Consider the following 17844-nt stretch of genomic DNA (forward strand, 5'->3'; position numbering starts at 1 on the left):
CGTGGTCTTGGTGGCCGGGGAGCCGGGCGCGGCGCGCGGATCAGCGGCCGGTCTGCCGCAGCAGGGGCAGCAAGACAGCGTCGTCCAGATCGGCCATGCCTGCCGCGTGGGCCTGGGCAAAAACACCGGCCGCCGAGGCGCCCAGCGGGCCGTGGAACCCGGCCGCGCGGGCCGCCGCCACCGCAAGCCGGGTGTCTTTTTCGAGCAGGGTCACGTGGGCGCGCGGTGCGAGGTCGCCCGCGATCGCCCGGCGCATGCGGTCGGAACCGATCCAGCTCTGGCCACTGGATTGTTCGATCACGTCCAGCGTCGTGCCCAGGTCCAGCCCCAGGCGGTCGGCCAGCGCCAGCACCTCGGCCGCCCCCACCAGGTTGATGCCCGCCAGCAGGTTGTTGACCAGCTTGGTGCGCGCGCCGTCGCCCACGCGCTCGCCGAGGCGAAACACCTTCGACGACAGCGCGTCCAGCAGGGCGGCGTGGCGCGCCAGCAGCGCCGTGGGCGCGGCCACCATCAGGCTCATGCTGCCGTCGCGTGCCCTGGCCGGGCCGCCGGACATCGGGGCATCGATGCAGCCGATGCCCCGCTCGGCAAGGGCGGCGGCCAGCGCTTCGGTGTCCTGTGGGGCGATGGTGGGGCACAGCATCACCGCTTGGCCGGGTTGCAGCACCGGGCCCGCGCCGTGCTCGCTGAACAACACCTGTTGCGACTGGCTGGCATCGACCACGCAGACGATCAGCACGCCGTCCGCCGAGAGTGCGCGCGCGGCGGTCTCGGGCGTGTCGGCGAGATGGGCACCGGCCTCCAGCGCCTGCTGCTGACGCGAGGGTTCGATGTCGCAGACCACCACGGTCCAACCCAGCTCGCACAGCCGCGCGACCATCGCGCCGCCCATGTTGCCGGCGCCGATCACCGCAACCTGGACCGCAGGCAGCGACCCGAGCAGCGGTGGAGCCACGGATTCACCCCGCAGGGAGGAAGACACTTGGGGGCCCGATGTCATGACTGCATCAGCCGCTTGGACTTGGCGATGGACATCAGGATGCCCAACCCCACGCCCATGGTCACCATGGCGGTGCCGCCGTAGCTGACGAACGGCAGTGGAACGCCCACCACCGGCAGGATGCCGCTGACCATGCCCATGTTCACGAAGGCGTAGACAAAGATGTTGAGCGTCATGGCCCCGGCGAGCAGGCGGGCAAACAGGGTCGGCGCCTCCAGCGCAATCGTCAGCCCGCGCACGATGAGGAAGATGAACGCCAGCATCAGCGCGAGCGTGCCGACCAGCCCGAACTCTTCGGAAAAAGCGGCGTAGATGAAGTCGGTGGTGCGCTCGGGAATGAACTCCAGGTGGGTCTGCGTGCCCTGCATGAAGCCCTTGCCCCAGACCCCGCCGGAGCCGATGGCGATCATGCCCTGGATGATGTGGAAACCCTTGCCGAGCGGGTCCTTGGACGGATCGAGCAGCGTGCAGATGCGCTGGCGCTGGTACTCGTGCAGCACCTTCCAGTCCACATCGGGCGCGCACCATTGCGGCTCCATCGCGATCAGCACCACGACACCGACCACTGCGATCAGCACCGGCGGAATGATGAGCTTCCAGCTCAGTCCGGCGAAAAAGATCACCGCCAGGCCCGAGGCCAACACCAGCAGGGTCGTGCCCAGATCGGGCTGCTTGAGGATGAGCGCCGCCGGCACCGCCAGCAACAGCGCCGCCACCGCGAAGTCCAGCGGCGACAACTGTCCCTCCCGGCGCTGGAACCACCAGGCCAGCATCAGCGGCATGGCGATCTTCATCAGTTCGCTGGGCTGGATCACGACACCCACGTTGAGCCAGCGCTGCGCGCCCTTCTTCTGGATGCCGAAAAGAAACACCGCGGTCAGCAGCACCACCCCGAGGGTGTAGGTGGGCACCGCCAGCGCCATCAGCCGCTGCGGCGGCACCTGGGCCACGAAGAACAGGACGAAGGCGGCCAGCATCATGTTGCGGCCGTGGTTGACGAACCGCGTGCCGTGGTCAAAGCCGACCGAGTACATGGTCATCAGGCCCGCGCCCGCCAGGATCAGCACGGCCAGCGCGAGCAGCCCGTCGAACCCCTGAAAGATCGGGGTGATGCGTTGCAACAGGGTGGGTTTGTCGAATACGGCGGCCATGAGCATCCGATTATCCTTCGCCCATGACCCGTCCGACCACCTCTCCTGCCGCCACCACCCACCTGCTGTACCTGCATGGCTTTCGTTCGTCGCCCCGGTCGGCCAAGGCGCAGCAGGTCGCGGCGCGGATGGCCGAACAGCACCCGGGCGTGGTCTGGTGCTGTCCGCAACTGCCGCCATCGCCCCGCGAGGCCGCGCGGGGGCTGCAGCAACTGGTCGCCGGCTGGCCGCGCCAGGGCATGGCGGTGGTCGGCTCTTCGCTGGGCGGGTTCTATGCGCGCTGGCTGGCGCTGCAGACGGGTTGCCGGGCCGCCCTGCTCAACCCGGCGGCGTTTCCGCAGCGTGATCTGGCGCGCCACATCGGCGAGCACAGCGCCTGGCACGATCCCGAACAGCGTTTCTATTTCCAGCCAGAGTTCGTGGACGAGCTGTCGGCGCTGGCGGACGACATCACCCGCCTGCGCCCCCTGTCGCCGACCACGCCGCAGAACCTGTATGCCATCGTCTCGCGGGACGACGAGGTGCTTGACTGGCGCGAGATGCTCGATTTCTGCGCCGGCGGTGATGTGAAGCTGCTGCCGGGCGGCGATCACGCGATCAGTGATTTTGACCAGCACATCGACGGGCTGTTCCGTTTCCTCTTCCCCGCAGGCTGAAACCCGGGGCGCCCTGCCCCGCATGGGACAATCCCGCCCATGCACATCCTGTTTGATGAAGCCGGCAAATTGATGACCGGTCGCCTCATGTCCGAGGCGGAAAGCTCCATGCAAGTGGAGCTGGACACCGGCAAACGCCTCAAGGTCAAAGCCGCGAACGCCCTGCTTCGTTTTGAAAAGCCCGCCCCGGCCCAGCTGATGCCCGCCGCCACCGCGCTGGCCGGGACCATGGAGCTGGAGCTGGCCTACGAATTTGCCGCCGAAGACGAGTTCGGCTTCGCCGACCTGGCCCGCGAGTACTTCAGCGCCAACGCCACCACCGAACAGCAGGTCGCGACCCTGATCTGCCTGCAGGGCGCGCCACACTACTTCCGCCGCGCCGGCAAGGGCCGCTACAAGAAGGCGCCGGCCGAGATCCTGGCCCAGGCGCTGGCCGCGATCGAGAAGAAGAAACAGGTGCAGGCACAGATCGACGCCTGGGCCGCCGAACTGGTGGCCGGCAGCTGCCCGCCGCCCGTGCGCCAGCAGCTCTACAAGATCCTGTTCAAGCCCGACAAGAACGCGCCCGAGTACAAGGCCGTGGTCGAGGCCGCGCGCAACAGCCACACCGCACCGCTGCCCTTGCTGCAAAAAGCCGGCGCCATCACCAGCGCGTACCAGTTCCACTGGCAGCGCTTCCTGTTCGACCAGTTCCCCAAGGGCACGGGTTTCCCGGCGCTGCAGGCGCCGGTGATCGCCGACGAGCTGCCGCTGGCCGCCGTGCAGGCCTTTTCCATCGACGACTCGCAGACCACCGAGATCGACGACGCGCTCTCGCTGCAGGGCCTGGGCTCGGGCACCTTCACCTTGGGCATCCACATCGCCGCACCCGGCCTGGCCGTGCTGCCCGATGGCGCCATCGACCAGGTGGCGCGCCAGCGCCTGTCCACGGTCTACATGCCGGGCCACAAGATCACCATGCTGCCCGATGAGGTGGTGCAGGCCTACACCCTGATGGCCGGGCGCGACTGCCCCGCCGTGTCGCTCTACGTCACGTTCGACGAAACCACGCTGGAGCAGAAGGACAGCCGCACCGCGCTGGAACGCGTGCCGATCGCGCTGAACCTGCGCCACGACCAGCTGGACACCGTGATCACCGAAGACTGGCTGGCCGACGGTGCCGCCGCAGACGGTGCAGCCCCCGAGATCGCCGCGCTGCAGCCCACGCTGGCCCTCATCTTCCGCCTCGCCCGCCACCTCAAGGCGCAGCGCGAGGTGGTGCGAGGCAAGCCGGAAAACTTCAACCGGCCCGACTACACCTTCAAGCTCGAGGGCGTGGGCGGCGCCGAGCCCGACGGCAGCGAGACGGTGGTCATCGGCACGCGGCAGCGCGGCGCACCGCTCGACCTGATGGTGGCCGAGGCCATGATCCTGGCCAACAGCAGCTGGGGCCAGTGGCTCGCCGAGTGCGGTGTGCCCGGCATCTACCGCAGCCAGGCCAGCCTCGCGCCCGGCGTGAAGGTGCGCATGGGCACCAAGGCCCAGCCGCACGCCGGCATTGGCGTCAAGAGCTACGCCTGGAGCACCTCGCCCCTGCGCCGCTACGTGGACATGGTCAACCAGTGGCAGATCATTGCCTGCGCCCGCCACGGCAAGACCGCCGCGCTCGCCGCGCCGTTCAAACCCAAGGACGCGAACCTGTTTGCCGTGATCAGCGGCTTCGATGCGGCCTACACCGCCTACAACGGTTTCCAGAACGGCATGGAACGTTTCTGGACGCTCAAGCATTTGGGGCAGGCGGGCATCACCGAGCTGACCGCCACGCTGATCAAAGACAACCTGGTGCGCGCCGACCAGCTGCCGCTGGTGCTGCCGGTGATGGGCGCCGAGGGCCTGCCGCGCGGTGCCCACGTGCGCGTGCGCCTGGGCGCCGTGGACGAGATGGCGCTGGACGTGTCGGGCACGGTGATCGAGCGCCTGGACCTGCCGGTGGACAACGTGGACGACGGTGCCGAGGCCGAAGACGGCGAAGAAGACGCGCTGGCGACGCCGCTGGCGCTGGCCATCGACGTGAACGAGGCCGACGCACCGGCCGCCGACACGGCCGCACCCTGACACAGCACCGATAATCGCCGCCGTGAATCCGGTTCTGAAGTTCCTCCGGCAACGGACCACCCTGCAGCTCGCGCTCGGGGTGTCCGTGGCCGTGCACGCCGCCTTGCTGACCGTGCGTTTCGTCGACCCCGAACGTTTCAACCGGGTGTTCCAGGACACGCCGCTGGAGGTCATCCTCGTCAACGCCAAGAGCGACGAAAAACCGGAGAAGGCGCGGGCCATCGCGCAGGCCTCGCTGGCCGGTGGCGGCGATGCCGAAAAAGGCAGGGCCACCTCGCCGCTGCCCCCCGTGACACAGGCCCGGCTGGGGGACACACCGGAAGAAGACGAGCGCATGATCGAAGCGCTGAAGGAGCGGCAGAACCAGATCCTGGCCCAGGTGCGCCAGCAACTGGCCACCCTGCCCCCGCCCGACCTGCAGGCTGTCAATCCGAGCCCGGACGCGGCCGAGCGGGAGAAAAAGCGCCAGGCACTGGTGAAGATCCTGGCCGAAATCGAGAAGCGCATCAACGAAGAAAACGCGCGCCCCAAGAAGCGCTACATCAGCCCGGCCACGCGCGAAGAGGTCTATGCCATTTACTACGACGAGCTGCGCCGCAAGATCGAAGACCGGGGCACCACCAACTTCCCCGAGGCGGCCGGCCGCAAGCTCTATGGCGAGCTGACCATGGTGATCACGGTGAACCACACCGGCGCGGTGATCGACACCGAAATCGTCCAGACCTCGGGCAACACCACGCTCGACCGCCGCGCGCAGTCGATCGTGCGCAGCCTCGGCTTCGGGCGGTTCAACGACAACATGCGCCGGCGCGCCGACCAGATCGTGGTGGTCTCGCGCTTCCGCTTCACGCGCGACGCCACCTTGCAAACGCAATTGAGTTCGCAGTAGATGAACACCCCCGCCGCGCTGCGCGCGACCCCCTCAAGGGGGCAACACCAGCGGCCCGGCGAAGCCGGTTCCGCGGTGTTCTTGGCGGGCTTCCCCTCTTTCCTCCCGTTCCTTCCATGAGAACTTTCGGCCGCTGGTTGTTGTGGGTGCTGCTGGCCTGTCTGGGCCTGCAGCTGTTCTTCGTGCTGCGCATCGCGCTGATGGTGGTGGTCGATCCGCAGAGCACGGCGTTCATGCGCTCCGAGGCCTGGCGCATCGCGGGACAAAGCATCACCCAGACCGACAAGTCATGGCGCTGGTCGTCGCAGTGGGTGGACTACGCCGAGATCAGCCCCCACCTGAAACGCGCGGTGATGGCGTCGGAAGACGCCGGGTTCGTCGAGCACGGCGGCGTGGACTGGGACGCCATCCAGTCCGCCTGGAGCAAGAACGAGCGGCGCCAGGAACTGGTCGAGAAGCGCACCGAGCAGCTGGAGAAGCGGCTGGCGAAGAAGCCCGAGGCTGTCGAGGCCGCGATCAAGGCCATCAAGCCGCCCAAGATCCTCGGCGGCTCGACCATCACCCAGCAGCTCGCCAAGAACCTGCTGCTGTCGGGCGAACGCAACCTGCTGCGCAAAGGCCAGGAGCTGATGCTCACGCTCACGCTCGAGGCGCTGCTGAGCAAGGAGCGCATCCTGGAGATCTACCTCAACAGCGTCGAATGGGGCGAAGGCGTGTTCGGCGCCGAGGCGGCCGCGCAGCGCTACTTCAAGAAGCCCGCGTCCAAGCTCAGCCCGCACGAGGCCGCGCGTCTGGCGGTGATGCTGCCCAGCCCCAAATTCTTCGAAACCCGCCCGGGTTCGGCGTACCTGGCGCGACGCACCAGCACCATCGTCGCCCGCATGGGCGACGTGCAGGCGCCTTGAGCATGGTCCCCCCTGTGCCGCTTCGCGGCTTCCCCCCAGGGGGACGACACCAGCGGCCGGGCCAAGCCCGTTCCGCGGTGTCTCTGGGTTTGGGCATCGCGCTCGTGGCCTGGACAGCCCCATGAACTGGCGAGCCCAGGCCATGGGCCTGTTCCTGCTGGGGCTGGTCCGGGCGCTCACGGGCGCACAGGCCCGCTGGTACGGCTGCCCGCCCAAGGCCGAGCAGCGCATCTATTTCGCGAACCACCAGAGCCACGCCGACCTGGTGCTGATGTGGGCCGCCTTGCCCGAGGAATTGCGCAGCATCACCCGCCCCATCGCGGCCAAGGACTACTGGACCGCGTCGACCTTCAAACGCTGGATCACCACCGCCGTCTTCAACGCGGTGTATGTGGAGCGGGAGCGCAAGGGCGAAGAAGACCCGTTGCAGCCCCTGATCGACGCGCTCGACAGCGGCGATTCGCTGATCCTGTTCCCTGAGGGCACGCGCGGCCACGAGGAAGATCCGCAGCCGTTCAAATCCGGCCTGTACAACCTGGCCCACCGTTTCCCCCGCGTGGTGCTGGTGCCCGCCTGGATCCACAACGTGCAGCGCGTGATGCCCAAGGGCGAGGTGATTCCGGTTCCGGTGCTGTGCTCGGTCACCTTTGGCGAACCCCTGGCACTGGGGCCGGACGAAGCCCGCGCCGACTTCCTGCGCCGCGCGCGCGAGGCCGTGATGGCGCTGCGGGACGTCTGAACATGCCCATCCACGCACCCCACCGGGCCACCGCCGCATGACCTCCTTCCTGCGCAGCCTCAGCGCCGAGCAACAGGTCAGCCTGGTGTTCGTGGTCCTGTTCGGCCTGCTGGTGCTGGCCAGCGGTGTGGCCCTGCTGCTCTCGTTGCGCGAGCGCAAGAAGGCCGATCCGGTGCCCGACCGCCACCAGCGGCTGCAGGACTACCAGGCCCTGCTGCGCAATTCTTGGCTCATGGCGCTGGTGTTCTGGGTGGGCTGGGCGGCCGGCGACGGCGTGGCCATCGTGCTGTTCGGCTTCGTGTCGTTCTTCATCCTGCGCGAGTTCATCAGCCTCTCACCCACACGGCGCGGCGACCACCGCAGCCTGGTGCTCGCCTTCTTCATCGTGCTGCCGTTGCAGTACGCGCTGGTCTGGAACCGCGAGTTCAACCTGTTCACCGTGTTCATCCCGGTCTACGTGTTCCTCGCGATTCCGGTGGTGAGCGCGCTGGGCAACGACCCGCAGCGGTTTCTGGAGCGCAACGCCAAGCTGCAGTGGGGCATCATGGTCTGCGTCTACGGCATGAGCCATGTGCCGGCCCTGCTGCTGCTGAACTTCCCGCGGTTCGCCGGCAAGACCGCCTTCCTGGTGTTTTTCCTCGTGCTGGTGGTGCAGACCTGCATGCTGGTGCAGCATGTCGTGGCGTGGCGCCTGAACCGGCCGGTGGCGCCCGCCATCAGCCAGAGTTTTCAGTGGCGCAGCTGGGGCGCCGGGCTGCTGGCCGGCGGTCTGCTGGGCGCGGCGCTGGCAGGCTTGACGCCGTTCAAGCCCCTGCCCGCGCTGGCCATGGCCCTGATCGCCTGCGCCGCCGGCTCGCTCGGCCACCTGGTGATGAAGGCCATCAAGCGCGACCGGGGCATCACCCACTGGGGCTCGGCCGGTCGCTCGGTCACCGGCACCAGCGGCCTGCTCGACCGGGTGGACGCCCTGTGTTTTGCGGCCCCGGTGTTCTTCCACTCGGTGCGCTGGAACTTCAACCTCTGAGGCACCGATCACCATGCGCATCCTTGGCATCGACCCCGGACTGCAGTGCACCGGCTTTGGCGTGGTCGACACCGAAGGCGCCGACCTGCACTACGTGGCCAGCGGCACGATTCAGACCAGTCCGAAGGACGGCGCCCTGCTGCCGGAGCGGCTAAAAATCCTGTTCGACGGCATCAGCGAGGTGGTGAAACGTTACCAGCCCGAGGTCTCGGCCTGTGAGATCGTGTTCGTCAACGTCAACCCCCAGGCCACCCTGCTGCTGGGTCAGGCACGCGGCTGCTGCCTGACCGCGCTGGTGGCCAACGGCTTGACGGTGGCCGAGTACACCGCGTTGCAGCTGAAAAAAGCCGTGGTCGGCTACGGCCGTGCCGACAAGGCGCAGATGCAGGAGATGGTGAAGCGGCTGCTGAAGCTGCCCGGCCTGCCCGGCAAGGACGCGGCCGACGCGCTGGGCCTGTGCATCACCCACGCGCAGGTGGCGCGCTCGGTGGCGGCGATCAACAAGGTGTCGCCACTGCAGGCGCGGACACACGCGGCCTACAAGGGCGGTCGGAGTTACTGACTCCGCTTTTTTCGCCCAGGTTTCTCATCGTTTCACCCTTCGGGACACGGTCCGCGTGGGCAGGGGCAGGAGGCCCGGGTGTTCGTTCTCCGTCCCACCTCTCGGGCGGCTGCCCGTGCGCTCTGCCGTTGCTTCATCAACACGGTTGTAGCGAACCACCGCGTGCGCAACCGCGAATGGGGCCTCCGCCCGCCCACCCAACCCACCTGCCCCCAAAGTGATGTGCGAGCGAACCAGCTGGCTCGCCGACATGTCTTTGGGGACGGTGGTGGCTCCCCCGGGCGCAGGCACCATTCGCCGTTACCACAGAGGCGGTTCACCAGACCAGTGTTGACGAGGGAACGGCTGTGCGCCCAATCACCCGACGGCGAGCGTGGGCCGGAGAACGGGGGTGACGCCATCGGCCCGCGCGAGGTACATGCGCGAAAACCAGGCACTCCAAAAACCGTTCAAAGAGGACGCGGAAACTCAGAGCAAACGCTCAAGCACCAGGATGCCGAAGAACCCCAGCGCAGCAAACAGGGCCACCTTGAGAACCACCCAGCCCCAATGCAGGTAGCGTGGGTTGCGGGTGACGGCGTAGGCCGCGAAGCACACGCCCGAGACGATCAGCAGCAGAACCAGCGCGAAGCGCAGCAACAGCATGGTCTGGGTCGCTCGGGCTGGGCCTACCAGGCCGGGGCCAGCTGAGCGAAACCGCTGGGGGCCTCGCGCTCGTGGTCGAAGCTCACGACCTCGTAGGCCTCGGGCTGCGCCAGCAGCGCGCGCAACAGCAGGTTGTTCAGCGCGTGGCCGCTGCGGAAGGCGCTGTAGGCGGCCAGCAGCGGCTTGCCGATGATGTAGAGGTCGCCGATGGCATCAAGGATCTTGTGTTTGACGAACTCGTCCTGGTAACGCAGGCCGTCGGCGTTGAGCACCTTGACGTCGTCCATCACAATGGCGTTGTCCAGCCCACCGCCGAGCGCCAGGCCGTGGGACCGCATCATCTCGACATCACGGGTGAACCCGAAGGTGCGGGCCCGGGCGATCTCGCGCGCATAACGCCCGCTGCCCATGTCGAACTCCACGCGCTGGCCGCTGGAGTTCACCGCCGGGTGATCGAACTCGATCTCGAAGGCCAGTTTGTAGCCATGGAACGGGTCCAACCGCGCCCATTTGAGCGAGCGGCCCTCACCCTCTCGCACCTCCACCGGCCGCTTGAGCCGGATGAACCGCTTGGGCGCCTTCTGCATGGCGATGCCGGCGCTCTGGAGCAGGTAAACAAACGAGGCCGAGGAGCCGTCGAGGATGGGGACCTCTTCGGCCGTGATGTCCACGTACAGGTTGTCCAGACCGAGCCCGGCGGCGGCGCTCATGATGTGCTCGATGGTCTGCACCTTGACGCCACCGTTGGAGATCGTCGAGGCCATGCGCGTGTCGGACACGGCATCGGCATTGACCGGAATCTCCACCGGCTCGGGCAGATCGACGCGGCGGAACACGATGCCGGTGTCGGGCGCGGCCGGCCGCAGCGTCAGCTCCACGCGCTGACCGCTGTGCAGACCGACGCCAACCGCCTTGGTGAGAGATTTCAGGGTGCGTTGAGCGAGCATCCAGTGATTTTAGTTTTGTGGACGAAAACGCGCTGACCAGAAAAACTATCCCGGCGATTGGACTTCTCCCCAACCAGCCCAGCGAGGTTCGCCAGCGCCCCTGCGAGCGAGCGCCGGGAACGCCGTGGAACCGGCTTTGCCGGGCCACCAGCGTTGTCCCCCCTCCGGGGGGAAGCGGCGCAGCCGCGCAGGGGGGAATCCTCTCAATCCGCCTGCTTCCGCAGGAAAGCCGGGATCTCGAAGTCGTCCATCCCGCCCGACGCCAGCGCATCCACCTTGGCCGCGGCCTGGGTGCGGTTGGTGCGCCACACGCTGGGCACGGCCATCGAGTGGTAGTCGGGCTGGGCGGCGCCAGCACCACCCACCACCGCGTTCACCGTGGGCACATTGAACGGCGTGTTGTCGGTGCCGGTGCGCAGCACCTGCAGCGGGGGCGCGGTGCGGCGAACACCCTGGCGGCTCAGGCCGGTGGCGACCACGGTGACGCGCATTCCGTCGCCCAGCTCGTCGTCGTAGGCGGCACCGTAGATCACGTGCGCGTCCGGCGAAGCGTAGGCGCGGATCGTGTTCATGGCCAGCTTCGATTCCGACAGCTTGAGTGAGCCCTTCGCGGCAGTGACGAGCACCAGCACGCCCTTGGCGCCCGAGAGGTCGATGCCTTCGAGCAGCGGGCAGGCCACGGCCTGCTCGGCGGCGATGCGCGCGCGGTCCGGGCCGGCGGCCACGGCGGTGCCCATCATGGCCTTGCCGGGTTCGCCCATCACGGTGCGCACGTCTTCGAAGTCGACGTTCACGTTGCCGTACTCGTTGATGATCTCGGCGATGCCGCCCACGGCGTTTTTCAGCACGTCGTTGGCGTGGGCAAAGGCCTCGTCCTGCGTCACGTCGTCGCCCAGCACCTCGAGCAGCTTGTCGTTGAGCACCACGATCAGCGAGTCCACATTGGCTTCGAGTTCGGCCAGGCCCGCGTCGGCGTTCTGCATGCGCTTGCCGCCTTCGAAATCGAAGGGTTTGGTGACCACGCCCACGGTCAGGATGCCCATTTCCTTGGCCACTCGGGCGATCACGGGCGCGGCACCCGTGCCAGTGCCCCCGCCCATGCCGGCGGTGATGAAGAGCATGTGCGCGCCGTCGATGGCGGTGCGGATTTCGTCGATCGCGAGTTCGGCGGCCTCGCGGCCCTTTTCGGGCTTGCTGCCCGCGCCCAGGCCGCTGGCACCGAGCTGGATGGTGCGACCGGCGGCGCTGCGGGTGAGCGCCTGCGCATCGGTGTTGGCGCAGATGAACTCCACGCCCTGCACGTGGCGGGAAATCATGTGGTCCACCGCGTTGCCACCGCCACCGCCGACGCCGATCACCTTGATCTGCGTGCCTGCGTTGAATTCCTCGACTTCAATCATTTCGATGCTCATGTTGCTCTCCTGGGTGTGCCCTTGACCGCTGGGTTCCGGGCGTTGTTTCAATTCAAAAAATCGGATTCGGTTCGTCGTGCTGTGGGGCGCCTCAGCCAGGCGGTCCGGTGCAATCGGCGCATCGGGATCGGGGAAGAGGCCGGGTCCGAGCCGACAAGGGCAGCGTCGATCTGGCTCCGCCAGTCGACAGGTGCCGCCCCCTTGAGGGGGTGACGCGCGACAAGCGCGGCGCAGGGGTGATCAATGGCGTCATCAGAATGTCCCCACAAACCAGTTTTTCATGCGGTCCAGTGCGCTCTGCATGGAGCCCGCCTTCTGCGCCACCTTGTGGCCGCGCACCCGGGCGATCCGTGCCTCTTCCAGCAGGCCCATGACCGTCGCTGCGCGCGGCTGGGCCACCATGTCGGACAGCGCAGAGGCGTAGTGCGGCATGCCCCGGCGAACGGGCTTGAGGAAGATGTCCTCCCCGAGCTCGACCATGCCCGGCATGACCGCGCTGCCGCCCGTGAGCACGATGCCCGACGACAGCACCTCTTCAAACCCCGAGTCGCGGATCACCTGCTGCACCAGCGCAAAGATCTCTTCCACCCGCGGCTCGATCACGCCCGCCAGCGCCTGGCGGCTGAGCATGCGTGGGCCGCGATCGCCCAGGCCGGGCACTTCCACCTGCTGGTCCGGGTCGGCCAGCAACTGCTTGGCGCAACCGTGTTCGACCTTGATGTCTTCGGCGTCTTTGGTGGGCGTGCGCAACGCCATGGCAATGTCGCTGGTGATCAGGTCGCCCGCGATCGGGATCACGGCCGTGTGGCGGATCGCACCGCCCGCGAAGATCGCGACGTCGGTGGTGCCGGCGCCGATGTCCACCAGCGCCACGCCGAGTTCTTTCTCGTCGTCGGTCAGCACGGCCTGGCTGGAAGCCAGCGGGTTGAGCATGAGCTGGTCCACCTCCAGCCCGCAGCGGCGCACGCACTTGATGATGTTCTCGGCCGCGCTCTGCGCACCGGTCACGATGTGCACCTTGGCCTCCAGGCGGATGCCGCTCATGCCGATGGGCTCTTTCACTTCCTGACCGTCGATCACAAACTCTTGCGGCTCGACCAGCAGCAGGCGCTGGTCGGTGGAAATGTTGATGGCCTTGGCGGTCTCGATCACCCGCGCCACGTCGGCCTGGGTGACCTCGCGGTCCTTGATGGCCACCATGCCGCTGCTGTTGATGCCGCGGATGTGGCTGCCGGTGATGCCGGTGTAGACGCGGGCGATGCGGCAGTCGGCCATCAGCTCGGCCTCTTTCAGCGCCTGCTGGATGCTCTGCACCGTGGCGTCGATGTTGACCACCACGCCGCGCTTGAGGCCGTGGCTGGCCGACACGCCCAGGCCGGCGAGCTTGAGTTCACCCGTGGCCTGGACCTCGGCCACCACCACCATGATCTTGGCGGTGCCAATGTCCAGTCCCACCACCAAATCCTTGTATTCCTTGGCCATGATCGTTTTCTGTTCAGCGGGTTGGTGTTGGTTTCTTGGGGTCGTCTTCGGTCACCGTGGTCACGCCCTGCACACGCAGCGCGTAGCCATTGGGGTAACGCAGGTCCACGGTCTGCAGCGCGCCGGGGTAGCGCTGGGTCAGCTGGCCCAGGGTGGCGGTGAAGCGGCGGGTGCGCTCCAGCAGGTCTTCGGGGGTGCCACGGCCCAGCTCGATGTGGGCGCCGTTGTCGAGTTCGGCCCGCCAGTTGCCGCGCTCGTTGAGCTCCAGCCGCACCAGGCCCATCTCGAGGCGGCCCAGTTCGGCCGACAGCGTCTGGTACAGCGCCCACACCTGCGGCGCCTGCTCCACCGGGCCCGCCAGCTCGGGCAGGCCATCGCCGTCGTCGGGGCTGGCCTCGAACACCTCGCCCAGGCGGCTGACCAGCTGGCCCGACCCGGCCTGACCCCACCACGCCACCGCCTGGTGCTCTTCGAGCGTGACCCGCAGGCGGTTCGGAAACTCGCGCTGCACCCGCGCCTCGCGCACCCAGGGCACGGTCTGGAACAGGGCCCGCACCAGCTGCAGATCGACGGTGAGGAAGCTGGCGCTCAGCTGCTTGCGCATCTGGGCCGCCAGCTGGGCACGCAGCCCCACGGCGTTCTGGTGGGACACCTCGCCCTGCACAGTGATGGCGCGCAGGTTCCAGACCGGATGGCGGGCGATCCAGGTGCCGACCACCCCCAGGCACAGGACAACAAACACCATCACCAGGCCACGGGTGACCAGGGTCATGAGCTTGACGTCCAGGGGCAGATCGGCGCGGTCCATGGTGTGGGTCTCAGCCGGGTTTGGCCGGGTTGTCCAGCGACGCGCTGGCGAGCAGCGTGAGGCACAGGTCTTCGTACGACAGGCCGGCCGCCCGCGCCGACATGGGCACCAGCGAATGGCCGGTCATGCCGGGCGAGGTGTTGATCTCCAGCAGGTAGGGCTTGCGGGTCTTCGCGTCGATCATCACGTCGGCCCGCGCCCAGCCACGGCAGTCCAGCGTGAGGAAGGCCTGCAGCACCAGCGCCTGGATGGCGGTCTCCTCGCCTTCCGGCAGGCCGCAGGGCACGAGGTATTTCGTGTCGTCGGTGAAGTACTTGTGCTGGTAGTCGTAGTTGCCGTCGGGTGCCACGATGCGGATCACCGGCAGGGCGCGGGCGGCGGCGCCGGTGCCGAGCACGGGGATCGTCACCTCGTCGCCGGCGATGAACTGCTCGCACATCACCATCGGGTCCTGGCCCGAGGCGAGCGCGTAGGCGGCGTCGCACTGCTCCAGCGTGGTGACCTTGGTCAGACCGATGGTGGACCCCTCGCGCACGGGCTTGACGATCATGGGCGAGCCCAGCGCGGCGAACGCGGCGCGGGTGTCGGCGGCGCTCTTCACCTGGCGCCAGGCCGGGGTGGACAGGCCTTCGGCGATCCAGATGCGCTTGGTCATGAGCTTGTCCATGGCCACGGCCGAGGCCATGACGCCGGGGCCGGTGTAGGGAATGCCCATCAGCTCCAGCGCGCCCTGCACCGTGCCGTCTTCACCGAAACGGCCGTGCAGCGCGATGAAGCAGCGGTCGAAGCCCTCGCGCTTGAGCTCGGACAGATCGCGCTCGGACGGGTCGAACGCGTGGGCGTCCACCCCCTTGCTTTTCAACGCGGCCAGCACGCCGCTGCCCGACATCAGCGAGACCTCGCGCTCAGCGGAACGCCCGCCCAGCAGCACCGCCACCTTGCCCATGCTGTTTGCATCCACTGTTGCGCTCATTGGCGGCCTCCCTGTGCCATCTCGATCACCTGTCCCGACACCGCGCCGATGGTGCCGGCGCCCATGCACAGCACCACATCACCATCGCGCGCGTTGTCCATCACCGCCTGCGCCATGTCCGCGATGTCGTCCACGAACACCGGCTCCAGCTTGCCCGCCACGCGCAGCGCGCGCGCCAGCGAGCGGCCGTCGGCGGCCACGATGGGGGTCTCTCCGGCGGGGTACACCTCGGCCAGCAACACGGCGTCGGCATGGCCGATGACCTTCACAAAATCCTCAAAACAGTCGCGGGTGCGGCTGTAGCGGTGCGGCTGGAAGGCCAGCACCAGGCGGCGGCCCGGGAAGGCCCCGCGCGCGGCAGCCAGCGTGGCCGCCATCTCCACCGGGTGGTGACCGTAGTCGTCCACGATGGTCGCCCGGCCGCCGGAGGGCAGCGCCGCTTCGCCATACAGTTGGAAGCGACGCCCCACGCCCTTGAACTCGGCCAGCGCCTGCTGCACCGCCGCGTCGGGCACGCCGAGTTCGTCGGCGATGCCGATCGCCGCGAGCGCGTTGAGCACGTTGTGCTGGCCCGGCAGGTTGAGCACCACCTCCAGCGGCGGTTGCTCGCCGCCGTTGTTGCGCAGCACGGTGAAGTGCATCTGGCCATCCACGGCGCGCACGTCCACCGCGCGCATCTGGGCGTCCTCCGAGAAGCCGTATCCGGTGATGGGGCGGGCGATCTGCGGCAGGATCTCGCGGATCGCCGGGTCGTCCACGCACACCACCGCCGCGCCGTAGAACGGCATGCGGTGCAGGAACTCGATGAACGCCCCCTTGAGCCGGCCGAAGTCGTGGCCGTAGGTGTCCATGTGGTCGGCGTCGATGTTGGTCACGACCGAGAGCACCGGCAACAGGTTGAGGAACGAGGCGTCCGACTCATCGGCCTCGACCACGATGTACTCGCCCGAGCCCAGCTGAGCATTGGCGCCCGCGCTGTTGAGGCGTCCACCGATCACGAAGGTGGGGTCCAGCCCGGCGGCGGCGAGCACGCTGGCCACGAGGCTGGTGGTCGTGGTCTTGCCGTGCGTGCCCGCGATGGCCACACCCTTTTTCATGCGCATCAGCTCGGCCAGCATCACCGCGCGCGGCACCACCGGCACCAGCTTCGCGTGCGCGGCCACCACCTCGGGGTTGTCTTCCTTCACCGCGGTGGAGGTGACGATGGCATCGGCGCCCTCGATGTAGGCCGCGTCGTGGCCGACATGCACCTGTGCGCCCATGGATTCCAGGCGGCGCGTCGCGGCGTTCTCGCCGAGGTCGCTGCCGGTGATGCGGAACCCCTGGTTCAGCAACACCTCGGCGATGCCGCTCATGCCCGAGCCACCGATGCCAACGAAGTGAATGTGTCGAATGGCGTGTTTCATGCTGTTTTGACTTTCGCGAGTTGCTCGCACGCGGCCACCACCGCCGCCACGGCACCGGTCTTCTGCACCTGTTGGGCCTGGGTGGCCATGGCCAGGAGTTGCTGGCGGTCCAGGCCCTGCAAGGTCTGAGCGAGCGAGGCCGGCGTGAACGCGGTTTGCGGCACCAGCCAGGCCCCACCGGCCTCCACCAGGAAGCGGGCGTTGGTGGTCTGGTGGTCGTCCACGGCGTGCGGGAAGGGAACAAACAGGGCCGCCGCGCCCACCGCCGCGATCTCCGTCACCGTGCTGGCGCCAGCGCGGCAGACGATGAGGTCGGCCTCGGCGAAGGCGCTGGCCGTGTCCTGGATGAAAGGGGTCAGCTCGGCCTGCACACCTGCGGCTTCGTAGTTGGCGCGCAGGGCGTCGATCTGCTTTTCGCCGCTCTGGTGGATCACCTGCGGTCGCTGCTCCGCGGGCATCAGCGCCAGCGCCTGCGGCACGGTGTCGTTGAGCGCCTTGGCCCCCAGGCTGCCACCGACCACCAGCAGGCGCAACGGGCCACGGCGACCGGCGAAGCGTTCGGCGGGCGGTGCCTGCCGCAGAAACTCGGCGCGCAACGGGTTGCCCACCCACTCGGCTTTGTTGAACACGTTGGGGAACGCGGTGAACACCCGGTCGGCGATGCCGGCCAGCACCTTGTTGGCCATGCCGGCGACCGAGTTCTGTTCGTGCAGCACCAGCGGCTTGCCGCGCAACACGCCCATCATGCCGCCGGGGAAGGTGATGTAGCCACCGAGCCCGACCAGCACATCCGGCTTCACGCGGCCCACCACGCCCAGGGCCTGCCAGAAGGCGCGGAGCAGGCGCAGCGGCAGCAGGAACAGGGTCTTGAGACCCTTGCCACGCACGCCGCCAAAGTCGATCAGCTCCAGCGCAAAACCGCGCGGGGGCACCAGGCGGCTTTCCATGCTGCCGGGCGAGCCCAGCCAGTGCACGCGCCAGCCTTTGTCGCGCAAGGCCTCGGCCACGGCCAGACCGGGGAAGATGTGGCCGCCGGTGCCACCGGCCATGATGAGGGCGCAGGGTTGACGCTGTGTCATGCGCACCCTCCCTTCATCAGCGATGCGTGCCGCATCCGCAGCCGCTGCGCGCCTGCCTGGCTGTTTTGAAGA

The 17844-nt window shown here is 68.0% G+C and carries 17 protein-coding genes; 7 read left to right on the plus strand and 10 right to left on the minus strand.

What is annotated here, in order from left to right; all coding sequences use genetic code 11:
- Positions 1–40: 40 nt before the first annotated feature.
- Positions 41–982 carry an NAD(P)-dependent oxidoreductase gene (locus IV088_RS18715; protein ID WP_291105321.1) on the minus strand — a complete coding sequence of 314 codons (942 nt, stop codon included), beginning with the start codon at positions 980–982 and terminating at the stop codon, positions 41–43.
- 14 nt (positions 983–996) lie between these two features.
- Positions 997–2151, minus strand: a complete 1155-nt coding sequence (gene rodA / locus IV088_RS18720) for a rod shape-determining protein RodA (RefSeq protein WP_291105322.1) — start codon at positions 2149–2151, stop codon at positions 997–999.
- A 23-nt stretch (positions 2152–2174) separates the two neighbouring features.
- Between rodA and IV088_RS18725 the strand changes: the two genes are divergently transcribed.
- From IV088_RS18725 to ruvC, 7 genes are all read left to right on the plus strand, one after another.
- Positions 2175–2807 carry a YqiA/YcfP family alpha/beta fold hydrolase gene (locus IV088_RS18725; protein WP_291105323.1) on the plus strand — a complete coding sequence of 211 codons (633 nt, stop codon included), beginning with the start codon at positions 2175–2177 and terminating at the stop codon, positions 2805–2807.
- Between the two features lie 39 nt (positions 2808–2846).
- Positions 2847–4901 carry a ribonuclease catalytic domain-containing protein gene (locus IV088_RS18730; protein ID WP_291105324.1) on the plus strand — a complete coding sequence of 685 codons (2055 nt, stop codon included), beginning with the start codon at positions 2847–2849 and terminating at the stop codon, positions 4899–4901.
- Positions 4902–4923: 22 nt separating this feature from the next.
- Complete coding sequence (locus IV088_RS18735) at positions 4924–5790, plus strand: TonB family protein (RefSeq protein ID WP_291105326.1); 867 nt, start codon at positions 4924–4926, stop codon at positions 5788–5790.
- A 116-nt stretch (positions 5791–5906) separates the two neighbouring features.
- Positions 5907–6695, plus strand: a complete 789-nt coding sequence (locus IV088_RS18740) for a transglycosylase domain-containing protein (RefSeq protein ID WP_291105328.1) — start codon at positions 5907–5909, stop codon at positions 6693–6695.
- A gap of 121 nt (positions 6696–6816) precedes the next feature.
- The gene (locus IV088_RS18745) at positions 6817–7434 is read left to right on the plus strand and encodes a lysophospholipid acyltransferase family protein (protein WP_291105329.1); all 618 of its coding nucleotides are present in this window, start codon (positions 6817–6819) and stop codon (positions 7432–7434) included.
- 37 nt (positions 7435–7471) lie between these two features.
- Positions 7472–8458 (plus strand): phosphatidate cytidylyltransferase, encoded by a 987-nt coding sequence (locus tag IV088_RS18750; protein WP_291105330.1) that lies wholly within the window; start codon positions 7472–7474, stop codon positions 8456–8458.
- Between the two features lie 13 nt (positions 8459–8471).
- Complete coding sequence (ruvC, locus tag IV088_RS18755) at positions 8472–9020, plus strand: crossover junction endodeoxyribonuclease RuvC (RefSeq protein WP_291105331.1); 549 nt, start codon at positions 8472–8474, stop codon at positions 9018–9020.
- A 468-nt stretch (positions 9021–9488) separates the two neighbouring features.
- Here the strand turns inward: ruvC and IV088_RS18760 are convergent, their stop codons facing one another.
- From IV088_RS18760 to murG, 8 genes are all read right to left on the minus strand, one after another.
- A complete protein-coding gene (locus IV088_RS18760) occupies positions 9489–9665 on the minus strand; it encodes a hypothetical protein (RefSeq protein ID WP_171984645.1) in 177 nt (58 codons plus the stop codon).
- Positions 9666–9688: 23 nt separating this feature from the next.
- A complete protein-coding gene (gene lpxC, locus IV088_RS18765) occupies positions 9689–10612 on the minus strand; it encodes a UDP-3-O-acyl-N-acetylglucosamine deacetylase (protein ID WP_291105332.1) in 924 nt (307 codons plus the stop codon).
- 203 nt (positions 10613–10815) lie between these two features.
- Positions 10816–12024 carry a cell division protein FtsZ gene (gene ftsZ / locus IV088_RS18770; protein WP_291105333.1) on the minus strand — a complete coding sequence of 403 codons (1209 nt, stop codon included), beginning with the start codon at positions 12022–12024 and terminating at the stop codon, positions 10816–10818.
- 252 nt (positions 12025–12276) lie between these two features.
- On the minus strand, positions 12277–13506 hold the full coding sequence (ftsA, locus tag IV088_RS18775; RefSeq protein ID WP_291105335.1) for a cell division protein FtsA: 1230 nt from the start codon (positions 13504–13506) through the stop codon (positions 12277–12279).
- A gap of 13 nt (positions 13507–13519) precedes the next feature.
- Positions 13520–14314: a cell division protein FtsQ/DivIB gene (locus IV088_RS18780; protein ID WP_291105336.1), complete on the minus strand. Its 795-nt coding sequence runs from the start codon at positions 14312–14314 to the stop codon at positions 13520–13522.
- Between the two features lie 10 nt (positions 14315–14324).
- Positions 14325–15287, minus strand: coding sequence for a D-alanine--D-alanine ligase (locus IV088_RS18785; protein WP_291105337.1), 963 nt, complete (start codon positions 15285–15287; stop codon positions 14325–14327).
- Positions 15284–16693 (minus strand): UDP-N-acetylmuramate--L-alanine ligase, encoded by a 1410-nt coding sequence (gene murC / locus IV088_RS18790; protein WP_291105339.1) that lies wholly within the window; start codon positions 16691–16693, stop codon positions 15284–15286. The genes IV088_RS18785 and murC overlap by 4 nt, the downstream gene beginning before the upstream one ends.
- On the minus strand, positions 16690–17772 hold the full coding sequence (gene murG / locus IV088_RS18795; RefSeq protein WP_291105340.1) for an undecaprenyldiphospho-muramoylpentapeptide beta-N-acetylglucosaminyltransferase: 1083 nt from the start codon (positions 17770–17772) through the stop codon (positions 16690–16692). Before murG ends, murC begins: the two co-directional genes overlap by 4 nt.
- Positions 17773–17844 lie beyond the last annotated feature (72 nt).

The organism is Hydrogenophaga sp. (assembly GCF_018780075.1).
GTDB lineage: Bacteria > Pseudomonadota > Gammaproteobacteria > Burkholderiales > Burkholderiaceae_C > Hydrogenophaga.

Excerpts from the sequence above, each read along its gene's own strand:
- rodA (WP_291105322.1), bottom strand. The coding sequence starts at position 2,151 with ATGGCCGCCGTATTCGACAAACCCACCCTGTTGCAACGCATCACCCCG.
- IV088_RS18725 (WP_291105323.1), top strand. The coding sequence starts at position 2,175 with ATGACCCGTCCGACCACCTCTCCTGCCGCCACCACCCACCTGCTGTAC.
- IV088_RS18730 (WP_291105324.1), top strand. The coding sequence starts at position 2,847 with ATGCACATCCTGTTTGATGAAGCCGGCAAATTGATGACCGGTCGCCTC.
- IV088_RS18740 (WP_291105328.1), top strand. The coding sequence starts at position 5,907 with ATGAGAACTTTCGGCCGCTGGTTGTTGTGGGTGCTGCTGGCCTGTCTG.
- IV088_RS18745 (WP_291105329.1), top strand. The coding sequence starts at position 6,817 with ATGAACTGGCGAGCCCAGGCCATGGGCCTGTTCCTGCTGGGGCTGGTC.
- IV088_RS18750 (WP_291105330.1), top strand. The coding sequence starts at position 7,472 with ATGACCTCCTTCCTGCGCAGCCTCAGCGCCGAGCAACAGGTCAGCCTG.
- ruvC (WP_291105331.1), top strand. The coding sequence starts at position 8,472 with ATGCGCATCCTTGGCATCGACCCCGGACTGCAGTGCACCGGCTTTGGC.
- IV088_RS18760 (WP_171984645.1), bottom strand. The coding sequence starts at position 9,665 with ATGCTGTTGCTGCGCTTCGCGCTGGTTCTGCTGCTGATCGTCTCGGGC.
- lpxC (WP_291105332.1), bottom strand. The coding sequence starts at position 10,612 with ATGCTCGCTCAACGCACCCTGAAATCTCTCACCAAGGCGGTTGGCGTC.
- ftsZ (WP_291105333.1), bottom strand. The coding sequence starts at position 12,024 with ATGAGCATCGAAATGATTGAAGTCGAGGAATTCAACGCAGGCACGCAG.
- ftsA (WP_291105335.1), bottom strand. The coding sequence starts at position 13,506 with ATGGCCAAGGAATACAAGGATTTGGTGGTGGGACTGGACATTGGCACC.
- IV088_RS18780 (WP_291105336.1), bottom strand. The coding sequence starts at position 14,314 with ATGGACCGCGCCGATCTGCCCCTGGACGTCAAGCTCATGACCCTGGTC.
- IV088_RS18785 (WP_291105337.1), bottom strand. The coding sequence starts at position 15,287 with ATGAGCGCAACAGTGGATGCAAACAGCATGGGCAAGGTGGCGGTGCTG.
- murC (WP_291105339.1), bottom strand. The coding sequence starts at position 16,693 with ATGAAACACGCCATTCGACACATTCACTTCGTTGGCATCGGTGGCTCG.
- murG (WP_291105340.1), bottom strand. The coding sequence starts at position 17,772 with ATGACACAGCGTCAACCCTGCGCCCTCATCATGGCCGGTGGCACCGGC.